We start from the raw sequence: 23,975 nt of genomic DNA, 5'->3' as shown, positions 1-23,975 counted from the left end.
ATACCATTATGGAGGCTAATCTATGAAGAAGTTTATATCCGGCGTTGTCGTTGGTGTACTCCTGTTCGCAGGTGGTTCAGTTTTTGCAAACTCTGTAAGTCTCATCGGCCAGAAAGTACAGGGGATTTTTTCAATAGAGAGTAACGGTGCAAAGGTGGCGGATGCTATTGTGGTTAACGGGTCCGCCTATGCGCCAGTTAGAGCGGTAGCCGATGCGACCGGCGCGAAACTGACCGTAGAAGGGAAGAAGATCAAAATGGAAGCAGCCGCAGACACATCACTTAACGTCGCAGCGCAACTCATAAACGAACGCGCCGACGTTGTCCGCAAGATCACCGCGCTTGAGAACGAAGCTAAGACGCTAACCGAGCGCGACATTCCGACGAGCGAACGTTTGGCGAAGGAACTCGCGAACAACGGTAATCTCGGCAAGGAGCACGCACAGAACGTCGAAAGCTACCGCGCGCGCCTGGCGGAGATCGGCACGCAAGTCACCGGGCTCCAAACGCAGCTTACCGCCATTGACGCCAAAATTACGAAGCTCAGCGAATAACATACGAACATACCACGAGAGTCTCTGCGCCTAACCGCGCCGGGGCTCTTTTTACGTAGAGGAGACGTTATATGAAAGCACGCGCACTACTCGAATGTACGATAGATACCGCCAATCCCGCTCAGGAACTTTCCGCCACAATTAGCGCAGTCCTATCCGTACTCCCAACCGCCGAAGCTCGCTTGTCCGTACTTCAAGCGCTGGACATCGAAATCGGCCGGGCGCTCGCGGATTATGAAGCGCAATTACACGCGGAAGAAGAGGAGGTGGCCGCTTGATGGAGACGCTATGGGCGGAAGTCGCCAAAAACGGCATATTTGCGCTGGCCGCTGCGGTTGTGGCCTATGCGCTATGGAAGCAGATGAACCGAATATCCGACGAAGCAAAAGCGCGCGAGGAACGGATAAGCAGCGAGGCAAAAACGGAGCGCGAACGGATGCACAGCGAAGCGGTTGCGCGAGAGGACCGGCTTATGCGTTTGGCGGAGGGGCTGACGGACCGATTCGAAGCGCTCGCCGGCCAATACGAAAGCCTGGCGCTGGATGTCCGCGACATTAAAACGATAGTACACGGAAAGGATGCGGCGTAATATGACGTTGACAATCGAACAGGTACGGAGCAAGTCCGCGATTAAAATCGCTGGGCTTCTTCCGTGTGTGAAGGCGGCGGCCGAGGCGCTCATTGAACGGTCATATGCGGCAGGCATTCCGATCATCATCGTACAGGGATTGCGTACGATTGCGGAGCAAGACGCGCTATATGCGCAGGGCCGGTCGAAACCGGGTCAGATTGTCACAAATGCGCGCGGCGGCTACTCGAATCACAACTTCGGCGTAGCGATTGATTTCGCGCTGTTAACGAACGATGGCCGGTCCGTTTCGTGGGATACGAAGCTCGACGGTAATCGAAACGGTAAGGCGGATTGGAACGAAGTGGTCGCGATCGCGAAGGCGCTGGGCTTTACGTGGGGCGGCGATTGGAAGACGTTCGTGGACCTTCCGCATCTGGAGATGACGTTCGGAATCACGACGGCTCAGTACCGCGCGGGTAAACGGCCGACACAGGCGCAGACAGACGTTGTAATGGCGAAATTAAAGGGACTATACGAGGAGGCCGACGAAATGACAGCAACGGAAAAGGCGGAATTTAAGGCGCTGCAGGAAACGGTACAGGCGCAGGCAGCGTTAATCGCGGAACAGGCGAAGAAGGTAACCGCGCTCGAAGGCATGGCGAAGATGGCCGCGATTCCGACGTGGGCTATGCCGGCGTGTGTTAACGCAAAGGCGGCCGGCTTTATCGACACGACAGCGGACGGCAGCTACGACTTTTACCGTATGGTTACGCTGCTGGATCGGGCGGGTTTGTTTACGAAAAAGGGGGCGTAATTATAATGAAGAAAGACGATATTATCCGGAAGTTATCCTCGCGTAAGTTTTGGGCGCTACTGGCCGCGCTTGCTACGTCATTACTTACGGCGGGAGGCGCAGGGGATAGCGTAACTCTGCAGGTAACCGGCGTCATTGGCGCGGTCGGTGCGTGTGTAGCTTATATGCTGGCGGAGGGGATTGCGGACGGGGCGGGTAGGGATAGCGGAGAGAAGATGAAAGAGTAACGCATAGGGCGCAGTCGCTACGGAGTGTTTCCGTAATGGCTGCGCCCTTTTTTGCGTGTTAATCGTTTGCCTTAAATTTGTAACCCTCTAATTTACTGGCTGAGGATTTAGATCCTCTAATACTACGGTTGACCTCTGCTGCATAACTAGCGTATGAGCCGGACTGAGGTGTTTCTTTGGGGAGTGTCGTGTTGTATAGCTCGCGCAAAAAGGAGTTATTCTCTTCGAGATAGTCCAGCATCATGCTAAAAGCAATAAATAACGTCCCTGATATGACACCGCTAATCCACCAGGTTAATGCTATAACCCACCTAAAAGTACCTTCGTCCATGTCTAGCGCTTCAAGTATAGGGTCTTTTTTGACGCCGTATACGATTCCTAAAATAAATGCGCAAACAATTGTTGCGAACCCTATAAAGCGTAGGAATTTTGACACCAGCACAACCCCCTATTTATATAGATCGGCCTTGATATTACCAATTACTATTATGTAAGAATACGGGCAAGGCGCGTCCGTTCCTCATATTATCACGTAAGGTAAATTTAGACAATGGGGTTTATGTTAACACAGCGACTTCGTAGAAGCACACGTAGCTATCGTGGGTAATACTCCGCAAAGACTGCGCTTTTAGCGTTAAGCCGGGCGCATGACAGGGGTGCGCGCTTTAGTATTGCATGGACGCGCGGCTATACGCTATAATTGATACGTAACTGGAAAACGCTGGGACGATCGTATGGACCAACGTTGACAAAACGGCTTTACAGCGCGGTTTATACGTTTGCAATGTCGGGGTATAGCGCAGCCTGGTAGCGCGCACCCTTGGGGTGGGTGAGGTCGCAGGTTCAAATCCTGTTACTCCGATTATTCCGGTTTTCGCTAAAAACAAAAAACACTTCCGTCAGCGCATCACGCTCTGTAGGAAGTGTTTTTATTTAGATGATAAGATTCATGTGCTGTTAAGCTAGAACCTGCCCCTGTCACCATCCCGGCGGGTAAGCATGATGACTCCCGTGACCAGTGAATACAAGCCAACAACCATGAGCAATACAATGGCCCAAGTATAATTGCGCACCGTGTAGGTGAGCGAAGCGAAGATGATAAACCAGGCGATCCGCAGTACTCCTTCATTAATAAAACGTCTGCCTGCTGTACTCATGATTCCTGCCTCCTTATGGATTGTAGAAGATTGTTCACAACCGTAAGCGGTTCATTGATTTTGTTACTTTAATATTACCCCTTTTTACACAAAATTGATACACAATGTTCACAAGTTCTTCAATTCACAACTATTTTACATATAGACAATTGCTGCGTGACGATAGCCGTTACCGGCTTATCCCTCCCCTCATAAGATACAGAACCACGATTAAGGAGGAAACAGCAGATGGAAGCTTATTATAATTGTCTTCATTGCAAGAATAAGCGTGTACGCATTATGACTACTGACGGCAAACGCCATGAAGGAATTATTGTGGATGTGGACCGGAATAATGTGTATCTGAAAACAAAAGGCAATGGCAGAATGCAAACTTCGGCCTTCTACCCGGGCGGTGCAGGGAACTACTATGGCGGATACTATGGCTACGGCAGCCAGATCCTTACCTTAAGCCTGTTCACGCTTCTGGCAATTGCGTTAATCTGACGATAGCCTGAACAACACAAAAAGTGGGCTCCTGGAAGTCAGGAAGGCCCACTTTTTGCGTCACTATAGGATGATCTAATTAACAGATATGGCTCCGATCTGCGTGGTTAACGATACCAGCGGACCGCCGCCGTTATAATCCTTGGGTGTACCGTTGTCGGCGCCGGAGATGTGGCCGAGCTCACTGCGGGCTTTGACCGTACATGCGGTTGATGCTGACAGATCGGCGGAGATTCTTCCAATATCGCTCTTGGCCTTGAGACTGCTGCCCTTTGTCATGCCGGATACCCCAAGCTCAATACTTCCCGTATTTGACTCCACACTGGACTTGCCTGTGAATATGGTGTCTTGAAGGATGATGCTGCCGACATTGCTGTTAATCTCAAAAGTTCCCTCAAGCCCGCGGAGCTGGACGGTGCCTACATTATTATCAATCTCAAACCGGTCAACGGTCTCTGGAATCCCGATTACATAATTAATGCTGAAGTTGGAATCCCCATACTCATGCTGCGCCCATTCCCAGAGATCCCTCTTCGAATTGCCTTCACCATGAGCAGAGACGATTAGAGCGTCTCCTTTATGTTCAATAGAAATTTCAGTATGATCCAGCACACCGGATACCAGCTTGTGGCCAGTCTGCTCATGGACAATGACGGTGGCCTGGACAGTAATCTCGTCACCTGAAGCGGGCACTACTGCGACTTCCCCCACTGCATTATCCAGCTTAAGAACGGAAGCCGAAGCAATAGGCAGGGAGGTGGAGAACTCCCGGCTGATTCCATTGGTGTTCATTTGCTCTTTAATCATACCTGCTGTGTTCTGGATGGCGTCACCGACAGCAGCACTGGCATCGCTGAGACTCTGCTTCACGGCTTCTGCCGCCTCCTGCTTGAAGCTGCCGGAGATCGTCTGCTCCATTTGGTTATCTGCCGCTTCCTTGCCGGGAAGCTCCCGGCAGCCGGTAAGTGCAATAGAAAACACGGCCATGGCTGCAATAATTGCTGTACTGTGATGTTTCTTCATTATATAGGCCCTCCTAAAGGCATGATTATTTGCTTATGTATACTCAGTATTATATATTATGGGAAAACACTGGATAACAGCCTGGCGGCGGGTTGTTCTACTGGACTATAGTCCAGTAAGCTTAGCTACTACATTTTAGAGAGGCATTATGGTACACTGTCGTTAGATGAAGGACCGGAAGAATGAAATGTGACAGCTGGAGGGCCGGCACGGAAGCAGACCCGGGAGACGGTCTGTTTACTATTTGGACTGAACAAGTCAGAGGGGCGGATGAGCCAAATGCAGTATGCAGCATTCCTGATCGTTGTGTTGGTGGGTGCAGTTGTCTATACCGTGTACCGCAGCCGGATAAGCCAAGAACAGTCTGAAGCGCCGAAGCAAGGGAAGGCCAGTAATGTGATTTCTATGGAAGGGCACCGTAGGGCCAAGCAGAATGCTGCGGATCAGCAGTGCTCCTCCTGTAAGAAGAAGAACGGCAAGCTGATTTTTTATGCCCAGGATGACGGAAGTGTGGTCGGACTCTGCAAGGACTGCAAGGTGAAGGCGAAGAAACGGGATATGCTGCCGCTTTAAATAATAAATATATGTTGCATGAGCCTGTCTTTTATGATAAAATTACTTCTGTTGTGTGGAATACGGTGGTCCTCTGCGGATAATGAGGGAGAGCAATGGCTCTCCGGAAGAGGCAAGAACACCTGTACGGAAGGAGGAAGTCCTTAATGAATATCCTACAAGCAATTACACAAGAGCAACTTCGTAAAGATATCCCGAGTTTTCGCCCGGGTGACACTTTGAAGGTGCATGTAAAAGTTATCGAAGGAACTCGTGAGCGTATCCAGCTGTTCGAAGGCGTTGTAATCAAACGTCGCGGCGGCGGTATCGGTGAGACTTTTACGGTTCGTAAAATCTCTTATGGTGTTGGTGTGGAAAGAACATTCCCAGTCAACTCCCCTAAACTCGAGAAAATCGAAGTGGCTCGCCGTGGTAAAGTGCGTCGTGCGAAGCTGTATTATCTTCGTGACCTGCGCGGTAAAGCTGCAAGAATTAAAGAAATTCGTCGCTAGAATAGTGACAAAGGAAAGGGGCTTGAATTCAAGCCCCTTTCGTTTATTTCTTGTGATTAAAGAATTTTGGATCCCCGCAAAGTACCTGAGTAAGCACGAAGTTAAAGCATCACTTTGTGGGGTTTTTAGACATATGTGCCTTAGGAACAGCTTCTCCGAAAAGGCCTCCTGAAGGAGTAATCGCGGGGGAGTTTTTGGCAGGAGCTTTTTTGTATTGTATAGTGGAGATAACAACTGATGGAGAGGACGGTGAACTATGCAGCAGGATTTGCAGCAAGGGCAAGGCGAAGTGATTGATTCTAACGGCCAGAGCCCCCGGAAGCCAAAGAATGAAGTCCTGGAATGGATTAAAGCGATAGCGATTGCATTGGTTCTGGTTATTCTAATACGCTGGCTTTTGTTCAAACCGTTTATCGTAGACGGCCCTTCCATGAAGCCTAACTTCCATACCGGAGAACGTGTGATTGTTAATGAAATTCTCTACGATATCCGCAAGCCGGAGCGCGGGGAAGTCATTGTGTTCCATGTGCCCTCTGAGGGCCGGGATTTCATTAAACGTGTCATTGGTGTGGCAGGCGATACAGTCACAGTTGAAGGGGATGTCGTTACAGTTAACGGAGAGCCTGTGAACGAGACGTATATCCAGAGCGCGATTGATGATGCACATAATAACAACATCTTGTACAACAATAAGAACTTCCCGAATGAGCAGTTTACGGACAACAAGGTGCCGGAAGGCCATGTGTTCGTAATGGGGGATAACCGCTCTGACAGTACGGACAGCCGGATGATCGGTTATGTGCCGCTGGGGGATATTGTCGGCCGTGCAGACCTTATTTTCTGGCCGGTGAAGAATATCTCATTGATAAATCATTAATTATTTTAAGCTGACAGAAGTCAAAGGAGGTGACGGCATTGGCCATTCAATGGTTTCCTGGTCATATGACGAGGGCTAGACGGCAAATCGAGGATAAGCTGAAGCTAATTGATGTTGCAATAGAACTGCTTGATTCCCGTCTGCCGATCTCGAGCCGCAATCCGATGATTGACGATATTTTGCGGGACAAGCCAAGGCTGATTATTCTGAACAAAGCGGATCTGGCCGATCCGGAAGCTACACGCAAGTGGCTGGCTTACTTCAAGGCGCAGGGTCATGTTGCCTATCCGGTAGATGCTTCTACTGGCACCGGGATTAAAGAAATTCCGGAGCAGGTGAAGCTGCTGCTGAAGGACAAGATCGACCGGCAAATTGCCAAGGGCATGAATCCGCGTGCGATGCGGGCACTGATTGTGGGCATTCCCAACGTAGGCAAATCGACTCTCATTAACCGGATGGCTGGAAAAAATATTGCGATTACCGGTGACCGTCCTGGGGTTACCAAGGGCCAGCAATGGATTAAGACCGGCGGCAGTCTGGAACTGCTGGATACGCCAGGGATTCTCTGGCCGAAATTCGAGGACCAGACGGTAGGCTATAAGCTGGCAGTAACCGGGGCCATTAAGGAAGAGATCCTGAATATTGAGGATATCGCTTATTATGCGGTGAAGTATCTGGTGAAGGATTACGGAAGCCGGTTCCAGGAACGCTTCGATATCAGTAAGCTGCCGGAGGACTTAGAGAACCCGGACGAAATCGTGGCTGTTATGGAAGCAGTCGGGCGTAAGCGCGGTTGTCTGATGAGCGGTGGCCGAGTAGATCTGGAGAAGGCTTCACGCGCGCTACTGCATGAGCTTCGTGCAGGGAAGCTTGGACGTTTCACGCTGGAGACACCTGAATAGTAGAATGGAATGTGGAATGGAAGAGCCATCCGTGAATGTGGGGTGGCTCTTTTTTTGCGTGTAGACGGGGAATAGGGCAGCGTAGCAGATGTGTTGTATGAAATGCAGGAATGTCCTCGTTTAGTCAGCTTGAGGGAAGAGAAATGCTGTTATTCATACAACTTTTTTGGATTTGCGCAGTATTAATGAAGGGATTGTTGTATTCAGTGCAGAATTTTAAGATTCTGAGACTGGGATTGGATGGAAATGAGTGCAAGTTCGAAGTTCTTATGGGATTCGAATTCTGTCATATATTCGTAGGAAGATCATAGATGTGGCTTACTTTAATTTTAATGGGCAGGTGGAGAGACAGTGAGTGAGATCGATATGCTTGGGTATGAAAAAGAAGGCTGGGAACAATCCTTCCGTCACATCGCAGGTGTGGATGAAGTGGGGCGGGGCTGTTTGTTCGGAGATGTGGTGGCCGCAGCGGTAATTTTGCCGGCTGGGCTGATTATTGAGGGTGTGGATGACTCCAAGAAGCTGACGGCCAAAAAGCGGGATGCTCTGTATGAGACCATTATGGAGCAGGCGCTGGCGGTAAGCTTAGGGCATGTGGAGGCGGCGGTGATCGATGAAATTAATATTAAGCAGGCTTCGCGTCTGGCGATGCGCCTGGCGGTAGAGGGATTAAGCCAGCAGCCGGACTATATGCTGATTGATGCGGAGAAGGTGGACCTGCCCTTGCCGCAGCGTGCCATCATTAAAGGGGATGCCAACAGCCAGTCGATTGCTGCCGCCTCCATTGTAGCCAAGGTGACACGTGACCGGCTCTGTGAGGGCTTGTGGGAGGAATTATACCCGGATTACGGGATCAAAGTACATAAAGGATATGCTACCAAGCTGCACCGTGAACAGATCAAGGCACTGGGTGTAACTCCGATGCACCGGCGCAGCTTCATCGGTAATATTCTTGCCGAGCAGGAACAGTTGTCTTTATTCTAAAAATATAAGAATGTATGGTTTCACGTCTACATTATCCTTCTATTTCTCGCTGAAACGGCGCCGTCCTCTAAAAGGATGGCATAGCAGTTTCCACTTGGCGTATCATCCCGATAATCACAAATGAAGGCGAAATACCGATATAAATAGAAAGAAGGGAGGCGGACAACATGAACATCGGATCACTGGTTCGCGGTTTGCTTGGCGACAGCAAGGCGGGGGAGGCCAAATCTGTAGAGCTTAAGGAAGGTCAGGTTGTTCGCGGCGTTGTGCTAAGCGTATCCGATTCCGGAAAAGAAGCTGTGGTGCAGATTCAGGGAACGCCGGTACGGGCTGAACTGGAAACACCGCTGGCACCCGGTCAGACGCTTAACCTGCAGGTGGGAGCACCAGGAGAAGGCGGCTTGCCGGTGCTTAAGCCGGTCTCTCTGGGGGAGGCGGCTATGGTCTCGCCGCAGAGTATGGGCGAGGCGCTGGAGTCGCTTGGACTTGCCAATTCCAAGGCGGGACGGGAGATTGTTCAAGCGATGCAGGCCGGAGGGCTGGCCTTCACCAAGGAGACTGCAGCGAAGCTGGACGCAGTCATGAATGCCAAACCTCCCGGTGTCCCTGCCTCAGAGTGGCTGGAGGCGGCTGTAATCTCAGTGAAGCGTGGTTTGCCTGTAACGGCTGAGACGGTGAAGGGGCTGCAGCAGGCTGTATTCGGACCGAAGCTGCATGATCTGCTGGCGAAGCTGGAGACTGCGCTGAACGTCTGGGTGCAGCAAGGTGCTGACGGCGACGGATCAGGTCAAGCTACGGGGAATAGCAGACCTGCGGGAGGGCTGCTGACAGGCGGAGTGAATACCGGTCTAGCTGGCAATACCCCAGCAGCCGGTGCTCTTCCGGGAGGAGCTGCCGGGGCGAATGCTCAGACAGGACAGACCGGTAATGCGGGCACTTCTCAGGCTGGGGGTGCTAATGGACAAGCTGCATTAGTACCAGCGGGAGATGCGGAGCCGGCAGGAAGCGGGAACACTGCGGGTGCGCGTGGTGAAGGCGCAGGGAATGCGGTTGGAATGCGTGAAGGAGCAGGGAACGTGGCTGGAATGCGTGAAGGAGCAGGGAACGTGGCTGGAATGCGTGAAGGAGCAGGGAACGTGGCTGGAATGCGTGAAGGTCCTGGTGCCGTAGCGGGAACGCGAGAAGGAGCGGGGAACGCGGCTGGAATGCGTGAAGGTGCTGGTGCCGTAGCGGGAGCGCGTGAGGGTGCAGGAATCGCTGCTGGAGCGCGAGAAGGAGCGGGGAACGCAGCTGGAGTGCGAGAAAGCGCAGGGAATGCGGCAGGAGCACGTGAGAGTGCGGGAATCGCAGCTGGAGTGCGTGAGGGCGCAGGGAACACGGCAGGAACGCGTGAAGTGGCGGGGAACGCAGCTGGAGTGCGAGAAAGCGCAGGGAACGCGGCAGGAGCACGTGAGAGTGCGGGAATCGCAGCTGGAGTGCGAGAAAGCGCAGGGAACGCGGCAGGAGCGCGCGAAGGTGCGGGAATTGCAGCTGGAGTGCGTGAGGGCGCGGGCGTTGCCGCGCAGGCGCAGAGCGCTGCGGGGCCGGCCCTGCTCGCGAAGCTGCAGGGCGTGCTCTCCGAGCTGCGCGGCACTCTGCCGCAGCTCGCCGAAGCGCCGCCCGCCTCCGGCGCGGCGGGCGGCAGTGCAGCCCCTGCGGCTGCGCCGCCGCAGGGGGAACCCGCCGCCACCCAGGGGACAGACCCCTGGGTGGGGCGGATCTTGAAGCTGCTCGGTGCGGAGCACGAGCAGCAGATCCTGCGCGGCGGCGGGGCGCACACCGCGCAGGCAGCGTCCGGCGGCGCAGAAGATGCCGCCGGTACGCTCAAGGGCGTGCTGCTGCAGGTACTGGGCAGCAGCGAGGCCCCGCCCGCGGTGAAGGAAGCCGCGGGCCAGCTGGTGCAGCAGCTTACAGGCCAGCAGCTGCTGCTGAATACAGACCGCACCGCGCCGTTCGCGCAGGTGACGATGTTCCTGCCGTTGCACGGTCCGGATGGCCGGGAGACGGCCTCTGTCCAGATCCAGTCGCGGCGCGGCAGCAAAGGGGAGCTCGACGCGGCGAATTGCCGCTTGTGGTTCGATCTGGACATGAAGCAGCTCGGCCAGACGATGGTCGATGTGCAGGTGGTCGACCGCATCGTCAGCCTGAAGCTGCATAACGATGAACCTTGGGTACTGGAGCTGCTGGAGGGCCGCCGCGAGGAGATGAAGGCAGCGGTCGAAGGCATAGGCTATCAATTGTCCAGCCTGCGTACGGAAGCATTGCCGGAACGGAGCGTGGCCGCTGCTGCGGTGAAGCCGTCCGATTATGCTCCGCAGGAGTACAAAGGAGTAGATTACCGCATATGAGTGAGTCTGAGCAGAAGGTTCCGCAGAATCTCAAGAAGGCAGTGGCGCTCAAATATATTCCGGGCCAGAGCGATGCGCCAGTGGTTGTCGCTAAGGGGCAAGGCTCGGTAGCGGACATCATCCTGCAAAAGGCAAAGGAAAACGGAGTAGCGGTGCAGGAGGATGCGGCGCTGGTAGAAGTGCTGTCGAAGCTCGATCTGGACCAGCAGATTCCGCCTCAGCTCTATCAGCTGGTGGCTGAGATTCTCAGCTATGTATACCAGAGTGACCGGACAGCTGGTGAACGGAGACAGAAGTGAGCCATAACGGAGACGGCAGAACCTACACCCGTCAGGAGAAAGGCGCTGCTGCCGAGCAGGCGGCCCGAATGTATCTGACTTCGCGGGGCTACCTCATCCGGGATTATAACTGGCGCTGCCGTAGCGGAGAGCTGGATATTATCGCGGAGTATGAAGGCGCTCTGGTCTTCATTGAGGTGCGCAGCCGGAGCGGCTCAGCCGTGCAGGGCACTGCGGAGGAATCGGTCGATGCACGCAAAATCCGTCAGGTGAGAGAGACAGCCCGGGTCTACCTGCACATGCAGGGACTGCAGCCGGCTGCAATTGCTTTCGATGTGATTGCTGTACAGCTTCAGCCGGATTTAAGCATCGCCTCCCTGCGGCATCTCCGGGAAGTCTTTTAGCTGTCTCTGTTTTGCAAAAACCGTGTAAAATTTAACAATTATCCTTGACAGATGCCGGACTTCATGGGTCATTTCTCAAAAGAAGTGGGTAAACATTAGTGTAACTTTTAATGCCACCATGAGGAGGGCTGCCGGAATGAGGAATCAATCAATGAATATACAGGTAAGCTTTACTTGCCAAAATTGTGAGCATAATATAGTAGCGGAACTTGGCGCAGAGCCCTTATCCGTTGTATGCTGCAGTAATTGTAATAAGACATTTACCGTTATGCGGCCTGCAATAGCGGAAGAGATATTGATTGACTGGGAGAATGAAGCGTTATTCCACAAGATGCGTGCTGAGAAAACCCAAGACAGCAATAGCAGCCTCTTGTCACTGGTCATCAATGTGATTGAGCTGCTGACCTGGCGTGACAAGGGTAACGGGCAAGTGGAGGCCATTAAGGAAATGCGCAAATGGCTGATCGAACACGAGGAAGCTCCGCCGGTGGCGGAATTAATACAAATGGATGTGAACCGGCGCGGAGCCAAACGGAAGTGGAATGAATAAGCAATCCAGCACTTAGCGAAAGCGGGGAGCGATCTTGTCCAACGTATTTTTTACCTCAGATCATCATTTTGGCCACAAGCTGATCATTGATTTTGAATCGCGGCCTTTTGCCAGTGTGGAAGAGATGGACAAGGTGATGGTAGCGAACTGGAATGCAGTCGTAAGAGAGGAGGACACGATTTTTCATCTGGGTGACTTTTCTTTCAGGAATCAAGAGGATACCCGTAGCATTGTGTCTGCCCTGAACGGGTACAAAATACTGATTCTTGGCAATCATGACCGTGGACGCGGACGGGGCTGGTGGCTGGAAGCCGGATTTGATGAGGTCAGTGAGTATCCGCTGATATACAAGGAGTTTTTTCTGCTCTCGCATGAACCGATGTATATGAACAAGCATATGCCTTACGTGAATGTGCACGGTCATATTCATGGACAGAAATATGAGGGCAATCATCACTTTAATATTTGTGTGGAGCATTGGAATTACACCCCGCTGTCCTTTGAACAGATAAGGGATTCGGTGGTAGCCAGCGAAGAAGGCTGAATAAAATGATTCTTTGGTCATAGTTGCATATTTATGCAAGACGATTAAAAGTTGATTTTTGTGCAGCGCTATATGCGCAATAACCTTGCATGTTGTGTAGGGTTTTAGTTATACTGAGTGTAATTGAGCTTACGGAAAAAGAGGAAGCACCTTTTTTCCTGGAAACGAACGCCCGTTGCGGGTGTATTTCTGGAGAAGAGGTGCTTATTTGTGTACGGAAAAATGCATAGCGCATGCCTGTATGGCATTGAAGGTGTAATGATCGGAGTGGAGGTGGATCTGGCTAACGGCTTGCCGCAGACCCATATTATCGGCCTGCCGGATTCGGCAGTCAGGGAAGCGGTGGAGCGAGTACGGTCCGCCGTCAAGAATTGCGGTTACAGCTATCCCCAACAGCGGGTGACGATTAATCTGGCCCCGGCGGACCTGCGCAAGGAGGGCTCGGCGTTTGATCTGGCGATTGCCCTGGGGATACTGACGACCAGCGGCCAGCTTGTTATGCCGGAAGCCGGGCAGATGCTGCTGATTGGTGAGCTTGCGCTCGACGGAAGTCTGCGGCCGGTAAATGGGGTATTATCCATGGCCCAGGCTGCGCGGCAAGCCGGGATTCATGCTGTTCTGGTACCGCCCGGCAATGCGGCTGAAGCTGCGTTGATCGCAGGAATGAAGGTGTACACTGCCGGGCATTTGCGGGAGCTGCCTCAGCCTGGTCAGCTTCCTCCGCCGAATCTGGTGGAACAATCCGAAGTGGCCGGGCCTGATCTGCCGCAGGCTGATTTACCGTTTCCGGTATCGGTATCTGTAAGCGCTGATGCGACCTCCAGGAAGCGTCCGCCCGTTCTGGCGCTGTCCCTGGACCATTTGAGATACCATTCTGAGCCAGCGGAGAATATTCCATCCCTGCTTGCGGTGAAGCAGCCAATGAATGAAGATTACAGCGATGTTATCGGCCAGAATCATGTGAAGCGTGCCCTTACGATTGCGGCAGCGGGAATGCACAATATTATTCTGATCGGCCCTCCAGGTACGGGGAAGACTATGCTGATTAAGCGGTTACCCGGAATTCTTCCCGATCTTAACGATCAAGAATCGCTTGAGGTGATGAAGATATTCAGTGCTGCCGGGAAGCTTAGGGACGGAGGGAGCGGGTTGCTGCGTGACCGCCCGTTTCGTTCACCGCATCATACCATCTCGGCAGCCGGATTGATCGGCGGGGGCGGGATTCCGAAGCCGGGTGAGGTTAGTCTCGCACACCGCGGTATTCTCTTCCTGGACGAGCTGCCCGAGTTCTCCCGGACTGTGCTTGAAGTGCTCCGCCAGCCGCTGGAGGATGGGGTTGTCACCATTAGCCGGGCGCGGGCATCCTTCACTTTCCCTGCCCAGTTCTTGCTCGCTTGCTCCATGAATCCCTGCATGTGCGGATTTCTTGGTAGTGGCAACACGCATCAGCGGTGCAGCTGCAGTCCGGCCAAAATCGCCCAGTACCGGCGCAAAATCTCGGGCCCGCTGCTGGACCGGATGGATATGCAGGTTGATGTGCCGCATCCAAGAGAAGGCGACAGGAGTGTACCTCCGGTCTCGACGGCACAGATGCGCTCTCAGGTTCTGCGGGCTCAGGCGATTCAGGCGGAGCGGTATAGCATCCTGCCGATCTCCTGGAACAGCGAGCTGTCCGGGGCGGCGCTTCGCCGTTATGCTACGCTGCGGCCGGAAGAGGAGATGCTGCTGGACAGTATTCTCGAGAGTCTCGGGCTCAGCATGCGGGCGCATGACCGGATTATTAAGCTGGCCCGCACGATTGCCGATCTGGAAGCGGCGGAGGAGATTGGCGCTGCGCATCTGGCCGAAGCGGTCCAATACCGCAATCTGGACAGGCAGGTCATGGTGGAGGAGGAAGCCTGACACGCCAAAACCCCCGTCCGGGGCCGCCGGGCAGGGGAGGGCATGCTGAAACGGTATCGTCCTTTAAAAGGACGGCAATGCCGTTTCCACTTGTGAAGCTATTCTTACAGCACGTTCAATTCTACTTCGATGTTACCACGGGTAGCGCGGGAGTAAGGACATGCGCCATGAGCTTCTTCTACCAGCCGTTCAGCGGTCTCACGGTCAACACCCTTAACCAGAACATCCATCTTCACGGCAATGCCGAAGCCGCCGTCTTCCACTTTGCCGAAGCTGACAGTAGCCGTTACTTCAGAGCCTTCGATCTTTACCTTACCCATACGTGCAACCATATTCAGAGCGCTGTCGAAGCAAGCGGAATATCCGGCTGCGAACAGCTGCTCAGGGTTCGTGCCTTCACCGCCGGCGCCGCCCATTTCGCGTGGTGTGCTGATCGCAAGATTCAACTTAGGGCTGTCGGATTCGATAGAACCCTGTCTGCCGCCTACGGCTTTTACTGTTGTTTCGTACATTTTCTGTTGGATGGTCATCATATTAAATCGCTCCCGTTCGTTTTCAAATTGTATTGTACACAACTTAATTTAACACAATTAAAATAAAAGTCAATCTATTTTCCGCTATTAACATGATATTATGGATGAATTGTGATAAACTAATGTCACAAAGGCAGGTGAAGAAGAAATGCAAAAAGAATCCACTACAACCCCTGAGCTTATGCTGGAGAACCAGCTCTGCTTTACGATTTATGCCTGTTCGCGTGAATTTACGAAGCTATACCAGCCTCATCTGGATAAGATCGGATTAACGTATTCGCAGTATCTGGTTATGCTGGTCCTGTGGGAGAGACAGCAATGTACAGTCAAGGAGCTGGGTGAAGCTTTGTTCCTCGATTCAGGCACGCTGACTCCGCTGCTTAAGCGGCTGCAGGCTGCAGGACTAATTTTGCGTGAACGTTCTTTGCAGGATGAGCGGAAGGTGCTGATTTCATTAACACCCCAAGGCTTGGCGCTGCGGCAGGATGCTATGGGCATTCCCGGCAAAATGGCAGAAGGCACGATGCTCTCTCCGGTAGAGTTCATAGATTTGCTGGGGCAGTTCAAAAATCTCCTGAACCGGGTGCATGAAGCTAACGTTAGCAATTCGAAATCGTAGTCTCACTCCCATATAAGAGTATAGGTTTCACCGTCCTGAATAAGGGCGGTAAAGCCGTTTTACGCATGAATGTCAATGCAATCGTTCGCATTCCGGCATGAAACCGAGCGAAAATGTATGTATAAATAGTGAAAGTTTTTAAGGAAAGCGCTTATAAAACATGTTACAATATTCTGGGTTTCACATTCTGGCATATAGGTAATTATAGATATCACTATTGTGATAGGTTCTATATGCTACTTGCAGAGAACTGTACCGGTTGCAGCGTATGCTTCAGGTGCCGGCGCTCTGCTTGTACCGGGATATTGCCGGTTAACAACCGGTCTGGCCCCGGCTTTGGACAATCAAAACGGAATGCGGAATGACCGCAGGCTGCCTGCACAGGTCACCGCAACACTTTAGGAGGCTTCCGGAATGAATATCCACGAGTATCAGGGAAAAGAAGTACTTAAGAAGTATGGCGTAGCCGTACCGAACGGAAAAGTTGCTTATACAGTGGACGAAGCCGTAGAAGCTGCCGCAGCGCTGGGTACACCTGTGGTTGTAGTCAAAGCGCAGATTCATGCTGGCGGACGCGGCAAAGCCGGCGGCGTCAAGGTGGCGAAGAACAGTGATGAGGTTCGCGCGTATGCGTCCGAGATCCTCGGCAAGACACTGGTGACCCATCAGACGGGACCCGAAGGCAAGGTAGTAAAGCGGCTGCTGATTGAAGAGGGCTGTCAGATTGTCAAAGAATATTATATCGGTCTGGTTGTGGACCGCGCTTCCGGACGGGTCGTCATGATGGCATCCGAGGAGGGCGGTACGGAGATTGAAGAGGTGGCAGCTACACATCCCGAGAAGATTTTCAAGGAAATCGTTGATCCGGCGGTTGGGCTTCAGACCTTCCAGGCGCGTAAACTGGCTTACAGCATTGCCATTCCTCCCGAATTGGTGAACAAAGCGGTCAAGTTCATGCAAGCGCTATATCTGGCTTTTGTGGATAAAGATTGCTCAATTGCAGAGATCAACCCGCTGGTCGTTACTGCAGACGGTAATGTGATGGCGCTTGATGCCAAGCTTAACTTCGATTCCAACAGTTTGTTCCGCCACAAGGATATCCTGGAGCTGCGTGATCTGGACGAAGAGGATGCCAAAGAAATCGAAGCGTCCAAATTCGACCTTAGCTACATCGCACTTGACGGCAACATCGGCTGTATGGTGAACGGGGCGGGCCTGGCGATGGCGACTATGGATATCATTAAATATTATGGCGGCGAACCGGCCAACTTCCTCGATGTAGGGGGCGGTGCGACCACTGAGAAGGTAACGGAAGCTTTCAAAATCATCCTGTCCGATGACAAGGTGAACGGTATCTTTGTTAATATTTTTGGCGGCATTATGCGTTGTGATGTCATCGCTACCGGTGTAGTCGAAGCGGCAAGACAGCTTGGCTTAACCAAGCCGCTGGTCGTACGTCTTGAGGGCACGAATGTGGCACTGGGCAAGGAGATTCTTGCCGGCTCCGGACTGAATATCGTTGCTGCTGATTCCATGGCGGACGGTGCCCGCAAAATCGTTGCTCTTGTGTAATATTCGACAATAAAAGTGAGGATGTGACCTATCGCATGAGCATTCTTGTAGATAAAAATACGAAAGTCATTACCCAGGGAATTACCGGTGCTACGGGTTTATTTCATACAAAAGGCGCGCTGGACTACGGTACTCAGATGGTTGGCGGTGTAACACCGGGCAAGGGGGGCACTACGGTTCAGATTACCCTGGACAACGGTACCGAGAAGAGTCTCCCTGTCTTCGACACGGTTGTTGCCGCCAAAGCAGCTACTGGTGCAACTGCAAGTGTCATTTACGTTCCGCCTGCTTTTGCCGCAGATTCTATTATGGAAGCGGTGGATGCGGAGATGGACCTGGTCATTTGTATCACAGAAGGGATTCCGGTGCTGGATATGGTCAAAGTGTCCAGATACATGGAGGGCCGCTCCACAGTGCTGATCGGTCCCAACTGTCCGGGTGTCATCACGCCTGGAGAATGCAAAATCGGCATTATGCCGGGTTATATTCATAAGCCGGGATATGTCGGTGTAGTCTCCCGGAGCGGGACCTTGACCTATGAGGCTGTGCATCAGCTGACGGAGCGCGGAATCGGCCAATCCTCAGCGGTGGGCATCGGGGGCGACCCGGTGAAGGGCTCGGAGTTCATCGACATCCTGAAGCTTTTCAATGAAGATCCGGGTACCAAGGCTGTCATTATGATCGGTGAGATCGGCGGGACGGCAGAGGAAGAAGCTGCACTGTGGATCAAAGAGAACATGACCAAGCCTGTAGTGGGCTTCATCGGCGGGGTTACGGCACCTCCGGGCAAACGGATGGGTCACGCCGGGGCAATCATTTCAGGCGGTAAAGGGACGGCGAGCGAGAAGATCGCTGTACTGGAGTCCTGCGGCATTAAGGTAGCGCCAACGCCTGCTGAAATGGGCTCTACCCTCGTCAGTGTGCTTGAGGAACGCGGCATACTCAATGCCTTCACCACCCACTAGAGCGCTTCTTACGCTAGTTCGAAATGTTTTGGGGTCCCCGCAAAGTACCTGAGTTATCATCGAAGCTAAATCTCCACTTTGTGGGGTTGTTTGGTCACAGCTTTTCCTGCCGAAGCAGGTATAATGAATGTTGAAGGTAAGCAACCTTTTATCCCGGATGACGCGGATGAAAGGTTGCTTTTTTTGGTTTAAGTCAATTCGATTTAAGACAATAAGGAAGGCTGGCCCTTCCGCACGGGGAGAGAATACATATGGAAATTCGGGAGCTGTTGTTCGGTCTGCATGAGATGGAAGGGATTGGCTGGAAAAGTATCGACAAGATCCGCCGGGCAGGTCTTTTGACGAATGCTGTCTTCTCCTGCTCTGCCGAGGAGTGGGAACGGGCTGGAATCAGCGGTGTAATATCCGCCCGGCTGGCGGCAGACTTCAATGAAGCATGGGTGCTGAAGCGCCGCTCTTTAATGGAAGAAAGCGGTGTAGCGATGGTCACTATTCTGGATGATCACTACCCAGTACAACTGAGGGAAACCCCTCAGCCGCCTTGGGTATTGTATTATCGTGGCCGTCTGGATTTGGCTTCCCGTCCCTCTGTTGCTATGGTGGGGACCCGGGTGCCTACAGCTTATGGGCGCAGGGTGGGGGAGATGCTGGCGGGACAGCTAAGTGCAGCCGGTCTCACGGTTGTAAGCGGCCTGGCGAGGGGGATTGACAGTGTCTGTCATGAAGCGGCATTAGGCGGAGCAGGAGGGACCATTGCGGTGGTGGCAACCGGCTTGGACAAGGTCTATCCTCCGGATAACCGTGAGCTGGAGCGGCAGATTTCGCGGGAAGGGCTGGTTCTTAGCGAATATCCTATCGGAACTCCGAGTCATCCCGGATTATTCCCGCAGCGCAACCGGATTATCGCTGGCTTGTCGCTGGGAACACTGGTGGTGGAGGCAGACAGCCGCAGCGGGTCCCTGATCACCGCCGATGCTGCGCTTGAAGCAGGCCGGGATGTGTTTGCCGTGCCGGGGCCGCTGACCTCTCCCAAGAGCAGAGGGGCACTGGAGCTGATTAAGCAAGGCGCGAAGCTGGTAACCTGTGCCTCAGATATTGTGGAAGAATACGTCTCCAGCCTGCCTTCCAAGGGGGCTGCATCAGCTTCAGCAGGCGCAGTAGAGCGGGAGAGTCCAGCCGATCTGATGGAAAAGAAATTGACAAGTGAGGAGCTGCACCTTTACCATATACTGCATCAAGGCCCGTTTACACTCGATGAGCTGCTGGCGTCAACGAGGTGGGATTTTGGACATTTGCATTCAGTTCTGTTATCTTTAATCATAAAAAAAGCGGTAACACAATTACCGGGTGCAATTTATAAGGTAATTTAATATAGAAGTAACTGTGGTAAGCATAGACTTCCTGGTGCAGCCGGTTCCTAGGACTGGTTCAGGAGGTGATCTGCTTACGAACTTTTGGGAGGAAAACCTATGGCAGATGCGTTGGTTATTGTAGAATCACCATCAAAAGCGAAAACGATTGGTAAATATCTGGGCAGCAAATATATTGTTAAGGCATCAATGGGGCATATCATAGATTTGCCAAAAAGCCAGATCGGTGTGGATGTGGAGAATCAGTTTAATCCCAAATATATAACGATCCGCGGCAAGGGCTCTATCTTGAAGGAACTTAAGGATGCCAGCAAAAAAGTGAAAAAAGTCTATCTCGCAGCTGACCCGGACCGCGAAGGGGAAGCTATTGCCTGGCATTTGGCAAACGCGCTGAATTTGGATAACACACAGGAATGCCGCGTGGTCTTCAATGAAATTACCAAGCAGGCGGTAAAGGATGCCTTCAAGACACCGCGCAAAATTAATATGGATCTGGTGAACGCCCAGCAGGCGCGGCGGATTCTGGACCGGCTTGTCGGTTACAAGATTAGCCCACTATTATGGAAGAAAGTCAAAAAAGGCCTCTCCGCCGGACGGGTACAATCGGTAGCGGTCAAGATTGTGATGGACCGGGAGAATGAAATTTCTGAATTCATTCCTACAGAATACTGGAGCATTACTGCCCGGCTAGCGATTCGGGATTCTGAATTCGAAGCCAAGTTCCACCGGCTGAACGGCGAGAAGAAGGAACTGGGTCAAGAGAGCGATGTGCAGGAAGTGCTGGAAGCGATTAAGAATGCGGCCTTCCAGGTCAAAGAAGTGAAAGAGAAGGAGAGACAGCGGCATCCATCCGCTCCGTTCACGACAAGCTCACTGCAGCAGGAGGCTGCCCGTAAGCTGGGCTTCCGCGCCTCCAAGACGATGTCTGTTGCACAGCAGCTCTATGAGGGAGTGGAGCTGGGCAAGGAAGGCACTGTCGGGTTAATCACTTATATGCGTACAGATTCCACGCGTATATCCACTACCGCACAGGATGAAGCCAAGGAGCTGATCCAATCCAAATACGGTGAGAAGTTCATTCCCGAGACGCCGCGTCAATATTCCAAGAAGGCTGCGGGCGCCCAGGATGCGCATGAAGCGATCCGTCCGACCTCTGCGCTGCGTGAGCCGGATACGGTCAAGGAATTCATGAGCCGTGATCAATTCCGGCTGTATAAGCTCGTATGGGAGCGTTTTGTGTCCAGTCAGATGTCTTCCGCGCTGCTGGATACGTTGTCGGTAGATATTACAGCCGGTACAGCGATATTCAGAGCGGTAGGGTCTAAGGTCTCGTTCCCGGGCTTCATGAAGGTGTATGTGGAAGGCAATGATGACGGCACAACAGACGAAGAGAAGTTCCTGCCGCCGCTTAAGGCGGGCGATGAGCTGGTGAAGCGAGAGATTGAGCCGAAGCAGCATTTCACCCAGCCGCCGCCAAGATATACAGAAGCCCGTCTCGTCAAGACGCTTGAGGAACTGGGCATAGGCCGTCCAAGTACGTATGCGCCGACCCTGGAGACGATCCAGAAGCGCGGGTATGTGGCGATTGAAGAGAAGAAGTTCATGCCGACTGAGCTTGGAGAGCTAATCATAGAGCAAATGGAAGAGTTCTTCCCGGAAATTCTCAATGTGGAATTCACCGCCCATATGGAAGGGGACCTTGACCATGTGGAGGAAGGTGCGGAGGATTGGGTGAAGGTGCTGGCCGAGTTCTATGAATCCTTTGAGAAAAGACTCCTATATGCGGAAGAAGAAATGAAGGAAATCGAGATTGAAGATGAGGTCTCCGATGAGCTGTGTGAGAAATGCGGCAAGCCGATGGTCTATAAGCTGGGCCGGTTCGGCAAATTCCTGGCCTGCTCCGGATTTCCGGAATGCCGCAACACCAAGCCGATCATTAAGGATATCGGTGTTAGCTGTCCGAAATGCCATGAAGGCAAGGTAGTGGAGCGGCGCAGCAAGAAGGGGCGTGTCTTCTACGGCTGCGACCAATATCCGGGCTGTGACTTTGTCTCCTGGGATAAGCCGTCAGTGAAGCCATGTCCGGCTTGCGGCTCCTGGATGATCGAGAAGCGCAACAAGCAGGGAACCAAGCTGCAGTGCACCTCATGCGATCATACAGAGGCTGTAATCGAGAGCGATGAGTTAGCAGAATAATAGGGTTACAGGAGGAACGGAAATTGACAGAAAAAGCACAAGTAACCGTTATCGGAGCAGGTCTGGCCGGAAGTGAAGCCGCCTGGCAGATCGCTTCGCGCGGAGTTCCGGTCAGATTGTACGAGATGCGTCCGGTCGTAAAGACACCGGCGCATCATACAGATCAGTTCGCCGAGCTGGTCTGCAGCAACTCACTGCGGGCGAATGGCCTCGGAAATGCAGTGGGTGTACTTAAGGAAGAAATGCGGCGTCTGGGCTCTCTGGTACTGGGTGCAGCCGACAGGCATGCCGTTCCGGCGGGAGGCGCTCTTGCTGTGGACCGGGACGGATTCTCCGGTGAAATCACCTCCATGCTGCATAACCACCCTTTGGTGGAAGTCATAAACGAAGAACTTACGCATATACCGGAGGAAGGGATTGTTGTTATTGCTACCGGGCCGCTGACTTCACCCTCCCTGTCTTCGGAGATCAAGGGACTGCTTGGCGAAGAGTATTTTTATTTCTATGATGCAGCGGCTCCGATTGTAGAGAAAGACAGCATCGATATGAGCAAGGTCTATCTGGCCTCCCGCTATGATAAAGGCGAAGCCGCCTATCTGAACTGTCCGATGACGGAAGAGGAATTCGATATTTTTTATGATGCGCTGATCTCGGCTGAGACGGCTGCACTCAAAGATTTTGAGAAAGAGATTTACTTTGAAGGCTGTATGCCGATTGAAATTATGATGAGACGCGGCAAGCAGACGGCATTGTTCGGCCCTATGAAGCCTGTAGGACTGCTCAATCCTCACACGGGCAAGCTCCCTTACGCGGTTGTGCAACTGCGCCAGGACAATGCTGCCGGTACGCTGTATAATCTGGTCGGCTTCCAGACCCATCTGAAGTGGGGCGAGCAAAAACGGGTATTCTCACTCATTCCTGGCCTGGAGCAGGCGGAATATGTGCGTTATGGGGTCATGCATCGCAATACCTTTATTAATTCCCCTAAGCTGCTGCAGCCCACTTACCAGATGAAGGGCCGGGAGAGACTGTATTTTGCCGGCCAGATGACCGGGGTGGAAGGGTATGTAGAATCTGCGGCTTCCGGTATGATCGCCGGTATGAATGCAGCGAGAGCAGCGCTTGGCGAAGAGAGCCTGATCTTCCCTGAGGATACGGTGCTGGGCAGCATGCCCGCCTATATTACTTCGGCAGATCCTGAACACTTCCAGCCGATGAATGCCAACTTTGGCCTGCTGCCGAAGCTTGAGACCCGGTTCCGCAGCAAAAAAGAGAAGAACGAACGCCTGGCTTACCGGGCGCTTGACAGCCTTGCTGCTTATGCGGCAGCCCATGAATTGAAGTATGCTGAGCCGGAGCCGGTGGATGCTGATCCGGCAGAAGCGGATAGTCCTGCACAACCGGCACAATAGGTTCAGACCTGTATTACCTAATCAGAGGAGGGTGCCCATCATGTTACCCAGCTTTCATGCAACTACGATTTGTGCGGTAAGACATAACGGCCATGCGGCGATTGCCGGTGACGGCCAGGTTACATTCGGAGAGAGTGTCATTATGAAGACGACGGCCAAGAAGGTCCGCCGCCTGTACAGAGGTCAGGTCATTGCCGGGTTCGCAGGCTCCGTAGCTGATGCGATTACGCTGTTCGAGAAGTTCGAAGGGAAGCTTGAAGAGCACCACGGCAATCTGCAGCGGGCAGCGGTGGAGCTGGCCAAGGATTGGCGCCAGGACCGCATTCTGCGCAAGCTGGAAGCGCTCATGATCGTAATGGATAAGGAAGGCATGCTGCTGATCTCCGGCAATGGTGAAATTATCGAGCCGGATGATGATGTACTGGCGATCGGCTCCGGCGGTAACTTTGCGCTGGCTTCCGGGCGGGCGCTCAAGCGCCATGCCTCCCATCTGGGTGCCGGTGACATTGCCAGAGAAGCGCTGCAAATTGCCTCCGAGATCTGTGTATATACCAATTCCAATATTATTGTCGAAGAGTTATAGGC

Annotated in this window: 28 protein-coding genes and 1 tRNA gene; 25 read left to right on the top strand and 4 right to left on the bottom strand. The window is 52.9% G+C overall.

The window, feature by feature from the left end:
- Positions 1-22 precede the first annotated feature (22 nt).
- The 5 genes from NST26_RS18760 to NST26_RS18740 all read left to right on the top strand — a co-directional run bounded on the left by NST26_RS18760 (position 23) and on the right by NST26_RS18740 (position 2,165).
- The gene (locus tag NST26_RS18760) at positions 23-553 is read left to right on the top strand and encodes a hypothetical protein (protein WP_340979571.1); all 531 of its coding nucleotides are present in this window, start codon (positions 23-25) and stop codon (positions 551-553) included.
- A 71-nt stretch (positions 554-624) separates the two neighbouring features.
- Complete coding sequence (locus NST26_RS18755; protein WP_340979570.1) at positions 625-831, top strand: hypothetical protein; 207 nt, start codon at positions 625-627, stop codon at positions 829-831.
- Positions 831-1,142, top strand: a complete 312-nt coding sequence (locus NST26_RS18750) for a hypothetical protein (protein ID WP_340979569.1) — start codon at positions 831-833, stop codon at positions 1,140-1,142. Before NST26_RS18755 ends, NST26_RS18750 begins: the two co-directional genes overlap by 1 nt.
- Position 1,143: 1 nt before the next feature.
- Positions 1,144-1,938, top strand: coding sequence for a M15 family metallopeptidase (locus NST26_RS18745; protein ID WP_340979568.1), 795 nt, complete (start codon positions 1,144-1,146; stop codon positions 1,936-1,938).
- A 5-nt stretch (positions 1,939-1,943) separates the two neighbouring features.
- Positions 1,944-2,165 (top strand): hypothetical protein, encoded by a 222-nt coding sequence (locus tag NST26_RS18740; protein ID WP_340979567.1) that lies wholly within the window; start codon positions 1,944-1,946, stop codon positions 2,163-2,165.
- A gap of 58 nt (positions 2,166-2,223) precedes the next feature.
- Here NST26_RS18740 and NST26_RS18735 read toward each other — a convergent pair whose 3' ends face one another.
- A complete protein-coding gene (locus NST26_RS18735) occupies positions 2,224-2,601 on the bottom strand; it encodes a hypothetical protein (protein WP_340979566.1) in 378 nt (125 codons plus the stop codon).
- 352 nt (positions 2,602-2,953) lie between these two features.
- Here NST26_RS18735 and NST26_RS18730 point away from each other — a divergent pair.
- A tRNA-Pro gene (locus tag NST26_RS18730) sits at positions 2,954-3,027 on the top strand.
- A gap of 100 nt (positions 3,028-3,127) precedes the next feature.
- On the opposite strand, the gene NST26_RS18725 is transcribed toward NST26_RS18730, so the two are convergent.
- Entirely contained in the window at positions 3,128-3,322 is a 195-nt protein-coding gene (locus NST26_RS18725) for a hypothetical protein (protein WP_036733564.1), read from the bottom strand.
- Between the two features lie 228 nt (positions 3,323-3,550).
- On the opposite strand from NST26_RS18725, the gene NST26_RS18720 reads away from it, so the two are divergent.
- On the top strand, positions 3,551-3,808 hold the full coding sequence (locus NST26_RS18720; protein ID WP_036733567.1) for a hypothetical protein: 258 nt from the start codon (positions 3,551-3,553) through the stop codon (positions 3,806-3,808).
- A gap of 75 nt (positions 3,809-3,883) precedes the next feature.
- Here the strand turns inward: NST26_RS18720 and NST26_RS18715 are convergent, their stop codons facing one another.
- A complete protein-coding gene (locus tag NST26_RS18715) occupies positions 3,884-4,831 on the bottom strand; it encodes a hypothetical protein (protein ID WP_051478765.1) in 948 nt (315 codons plus the stop codon).
- Positions 4,832-5,020: 189 nt separating this feature from the next.
- On the opposite strand from NST26_RS18715, the gene NST26_RS18710 reads away from it, so the two are divergent.
- From NST26_RS18710 to NST26_RS18660, 11 genes are all read left to right on the top strand, one after another.
- The gene (locus NST26_RS18710; RefSeq protein WP_155991706.1) at positions 5,021-5,404 is read left to right on the top strand and encodes a hypothetical protein; all 384 of its coding nucleotides are present in this window, start codon (positions 5,021-5,023) and stop codon (positions 5,402-5,404) included.
- Between the two features lie 146 nt (positions 5,405-5,550).
- Entirely contained in the window at positions 5,551-5,895 is a 345-nt protein-coding gene (gene rplS, locus NST26_RS18705) for a 50S ribosomal protein L19 (RefSeq protein ID WP_036701215.1), read from the top strand.
- A gap of 256 nt (positions 5,896-6,151) precedes the next feature.
- On the top strand, positions 6,152-6,772 hold the full coding sequence (gene lepB / locus NST26_RS18700; RefSeq protein ID WP_036733573.1) for a signal peptidase I: 621 nt from the start codon (positions 6,152-6,154) through the stop codon (positions 6,770-6,772).
- A gap of 38 nt (positions 6,773-6,810) precedes the next feature.
- A complete protein-coding gene (gene ylqF / locus NST26_RS18695) occupies positions 6,811-7,674 on the top strand; it encodes a ribosome biogenesis GTPase YlqF (protein ID WP_036733575.1) in 864 nt (287 codons plus the stop codon).
- Positions 7,675-8,040: 366 nt separating this feature from the next.
- Positions 8,041-8,658, top strand: coding sequence for a ribonuclease HII (locus NST26_RS18690; RefSeq protein ID WP_081751445.1), 618 nt, complete (start codon positions 8,041-8,043; stop codon positions 8,656-8,658).
- Positions 8,659-8,825: 167 nt separating this feature from the next.
- A complete protein-coding gene (locus NST26_RS18685) occupies positions 8,826-11,045 on the top strand; it encodes a hypothetical protein (protein ID WP_340979564.1) in 2,220 nt (739 codons plus the stop codon).
- Positions 11,042-11,344, top strand: a complete 303-nt coding sequence (locus NST26_RS18680) for an EscU/YscU/HrcU family type III secretion system export apparatus switch protein (RefSeq protein WP_036724639.1) — start codon at positions 11,042-11,044, stop codon at positions 11,342-11,344. Before NST26_RS18685 ends, NST26_RS18680 begins: the two co-directional genes overlap by 4 nt.
- Positions 11,341-11,727 carry a YraN family protein gene (locus NST26_RS18675; RefSeq protein ID WP_036724640.1) on the top strand — a complete coding sequence of 129 codons (387 nt, stop codon included), beginning with the start codon at positions 11,341-11,343 and terminating at the stop codon, positions 11,725-11,727. The genes NST26_RS18680 and NST26_RS18675 overlap by 4 nt, the downstream gene beginning before the upstream one ends.
- Before the next feature lie 268 nt (positions 11,728-11,995).
- Positions 11,996-12,277, top strand: coding sequence for a hypothetical protein (locus NST26_RS18670; RefSeq protein ID WP_083677976.1), 282 nt, complete (start codon positions 11,996-11,998; stop codon positions 12,275-12,277).
- Positions 12,278-12,311: 34 nt separating this feature from the next.
- The gene (locus tag NST26_RS18665) at positions 12,312-12,821 is read left to right on the top strand and encodes a metallophosphoesterase (RefSeq protein WP_036724641.1); all 510 of its coding nucleotides are present in this window, start codon (positions 12,312-12,314) and stop codon (positions 12,819-12,821) included.
- A gap of 210 nt (positions 12,822-13,031) precedes the next feature.
- Positions 13,032-14,723: a YifB family Mg chelatase-like AAA ATPase gene (locus NST26_RS18660; RefSeq protein ID WP_340979563.1), complete on the top strand. Its 1,692-nt coding sequence runs from the start codon at positions 13,032-13,034 to the stop codon at positions 14,721-14,723.
- Between the two features lie 104 nt (positions 14,724-14,827).
- Here the strand turns inward: NST26_RS18660 and NST26_RS18655 are convergent, their stop codons facing one another.
- Positions 14,828-15,256 (bottom strand): organic hydroperoxide resistance protein, encoded by a 429-nt coding sequence (locus NST26_RS18655; RefSeq protein ID WP_209879063.1) that lies wholly within the window; start codon positions 15,254-15,256, stop codon positions 14,828-14,830.
- Between the two features lie 148 nt (positions 15,257-15,404).
- Between NST26_RS18655 and NST26_RS18650 the strand changes: the two genes are divergently transcribed.
- The 7 genes from NST26_RS18650 (at position 15,405) to hslV (ending at position 23,973) form a co-directional block, all read left to right on the top strand.
- On the top strand, positions 15,405-15,875 hold the full coding sequence (locus NST26_RS18650) for a MarR family winged helix-turn-helix transcriptional regulator (protein ID WP_036724645.1): 471 nt from the start codon (positions 15,405-15,407) through the stop codon (positions 15,873-15,875).
- 414 nt (positions 15,876-16,289) lie between these two features.
- Positions 16,290-17,447 carry an ADP-forming succinate--CoA ligase subunit beta gene (gene sucC, locus NST26_RS18645; RefSeq protein WP_036724647.1) on the top strand — a complete coding sequence of 386 codons (1,158 nt, stop codon included), beginning with the start codon at positions 16,290-16,292 and terminating at the stop codon, positions 17,445-17,447.
- Between the two features lie 35 nt (positions 17,448-17,482).
- On the top strand, positions 17,483-18,412 hold the full coding sequence (gene sucD / locus NST26_RS18640; RefSeq protein WP_036692470.1) for a succinate--CoA ligase subunit alpha: 930 nt from the start codon (positions 17,483-17,485) through the stop codon (positions 18,410-18,412).
- Between the two features lie 251 nt (positions 18,413-18,663).
- Positions 18,664-19,782: a DNA-processing protein DprA gene (gene dprA / locus NST26_RS18635; RefSeq protein ID WP_340952130.1), complete on the top strand. Its 1,119-nt coding sequence runs from the start codon at positions 18,664-18,666 to the stop codon at positions 19,780-19,782.
- Positions 19,783-19,881: 99 nt separating this feature from the next.
- Entirely contained in the window at positions 19,882-21,978 is a 2,097-nt protein-coding gene (gene topA, locus NST26_RS18630; RefSeq protein ID WP_036724648.1) for a type I DNA topoisomerase, read from the top strand.
- A 23-nt stretch (positions 21,979-22,001) separates the two neighbouring features.
- Positions 22,002-23,390, top strand: coding sequence for an FADH(2)-oxidizing methylenetetrahydrofolate--tRNA-(uracil(54)-C(5))-methyltransferase TrmFO (trmFO, locus tag NST26_RS18625; protein WP_036724649.1), 1,389 nt, complete (start codon positions 22,002-22,004; stop codon positions 23,388-23,390).
- A gap of 40 nt (positions 23,391-23,430) precedes the next feature.
- The gene (gene hslV / locus NST26_RS18620; protein ID WP_036724650.1) at positions 23,431-23,973 is read left to right on the top strand and encodes an ATP-dependent protease subunit HslV; all 543 of its coding nucleotides are present in this window, start codon (positions 23,431-23,433) and stop codon (positions 23,971-23,973) included.
- The last annotated feature ends 2 nt before the right edge of the window (positions 23,974-23,975 follow it).

Source organism: Paenibacillus sp. FSL R7-0128 (genome assembly GCF_038002245.1).
Classification (GTDB): Bacteria; Bacillota; Bacilli; order Paenibacillales; family Paenibacillaceae; genus Paenibacillus_AQ; species Paenibacillus_AQ silagei.
This window is presented reverse-complemented; position numbering and strand designations above follow the sequence as displayed.

What these genes read in the sequence shown, in the direction of transcription:
- NST26_RS18725 (WP_036733564.1), bottom strand. Translation starts at nt 3,322, where the DNA reads ATGAGTACAGCAGGCAGACGTTTTATTAATGAAGGAGTACTGCGGATC.
- NST26_RS18750 (WP_340979569.1), top strand. Translation starts at nt 831, where the DNA reads ATGGAGACGCTATGGGCGGAAGTCGCCAAAAACGGCATATTTGCGCTG.
- NST26_RS18740 (WP_340979567.1), top strand. Translation starts at nt 1,944, where the DNA reads ATGAAGAAAGACGATATTATCCGGAAGTTATCCTCGCGTAAGTTTTGG.
- NST26_RS18685 (WP_340979564.1), top strand. Translation starts at nt 8,826, where the DNA reads ATGAACATCGGATCACTGGTTCGCGGTTTGCTTGGCGACAGCAAGGCG.
- rplS (WP_036701215.1), top strand. Translation starts at nt 5,551, where the DNA reads ATGAATATCCTACAAGCAATTACACAAGAGCAACTTCGTAAAGATATC.
- NST26_RS18690 (WP_081751445.1), top strand. Translation starts at nt 8,041, where the DNA reads ATGCTTGGGTATGAAAAAGAAGGCTGGGAACAATCCTTCCGTCACATC.
- NST26_RS18715 (WP_051478765.1), bottom strand. Translation starts at nt 4,831, where the DNA reads ATGAAGAAACATCACAGTACAGCAATTATTGCAGCCATGGCCGTGTTT.
- NST26_RS18655 (WP_209879063.1), bottom strand. Translation starts at nt 15,256, where the DNA reads ATGATGACCATCCAACAGAAAATGTACGAAACAACAGTAAAAGCCGTA.
- NST26_RS18755 (WP_340979570.1), top strand. Translation starts at nt 625, where the DNA reads ATGAAAGCACGCGCACTACTCGAATGTACGATAGATACCGCCAATCCC.
- lepB (WP_036733573.1), top strand. Translation starts at nt 6,152, where the DNA reads ATGCAGCAGGATTTGCAGCAAGGGCAAGGCGAAGTGATTGATTCTAAC.
- sucC (WP_036724647.1), top strand. Translation starts at nt 16,290, where the DNA reads ATGAATATCCACGAGTATCAGGGAAAAGAAGTACTTAAGAAGTATGGC.
- NST26_RS18650 (WP_036724645.1), top strand. Translation starts at nt 15,405, where the DNA reads ATGCAAAAAGAATCCACTACAACCCCTGAGCTTATGCTGGAGAACCAG.
- NST26_RS18680 (WP_036724639.1), top strand. Translation starts at nt 11,042, where the DNA reads ATGAGTGAGTCTGAGCAGAAGGTTCCGCAGAATCTCAAGAAGGCAGTG.
- NST26_RS18760 (WP_340979571.1), top strand. Translation starts at nt 23, where the DNA reads ATGAAGAAGTTTATATCCGGCGTTGTCGTTGGTGTACTCCTGTTCGCA.
- sucD (WP_036692470.1), top strand. Translation starts at nt 17,483, where the DNA reads ATGAGCATTCTTGTAGATAAAAATACGAAAGTCATTACCCAGGGAATT.
- NST26_RS18720 (WP_036733567.1), top strand. Translation starts at nt 3,551, where the DNA reads ATGGAAGCTTATTATAATTGTCTTCATTGCAAGAATAAGCGTGTACGC.
- NST26_RS18670 (WP_083677976.1), top strand. Translation starts at nt 11,996, where the DNA reads ATGCGGCCTGCAATAGCGGAAGAGATATTGATTGACTGGGAGAATGAA.
- topA (WP_036724648.1), top strand. Translation starts at nt 19,882, where the DNA reads ATGGCAGATGCGTTGGTTATTGTAGAATCACCATCAAAAGCGAAAACG.
- NST26_RS18745 (WP_340979568.1), top strand. Translation starts at nt 1,144, where the DNA reads ATGACGTTGACAATCGAACAGGTACGGAGCAAGTCCGCGATTAAAATC.
- hslV (WP_036724650.1), top strand. Translation starts at nt 23,431, where the DNA reads ATGTTACCCAGCTTTCATGCAACTACGATTTGTGCGGTAAGACATAAC.
- dprA (WP_340952130.1), top strand. Translation starts at nt 18,664, where the DNA reads ATGGAAATTCGGGAGCTGTTGTTCGGTCTGCATGAGATGGAAGGGATT.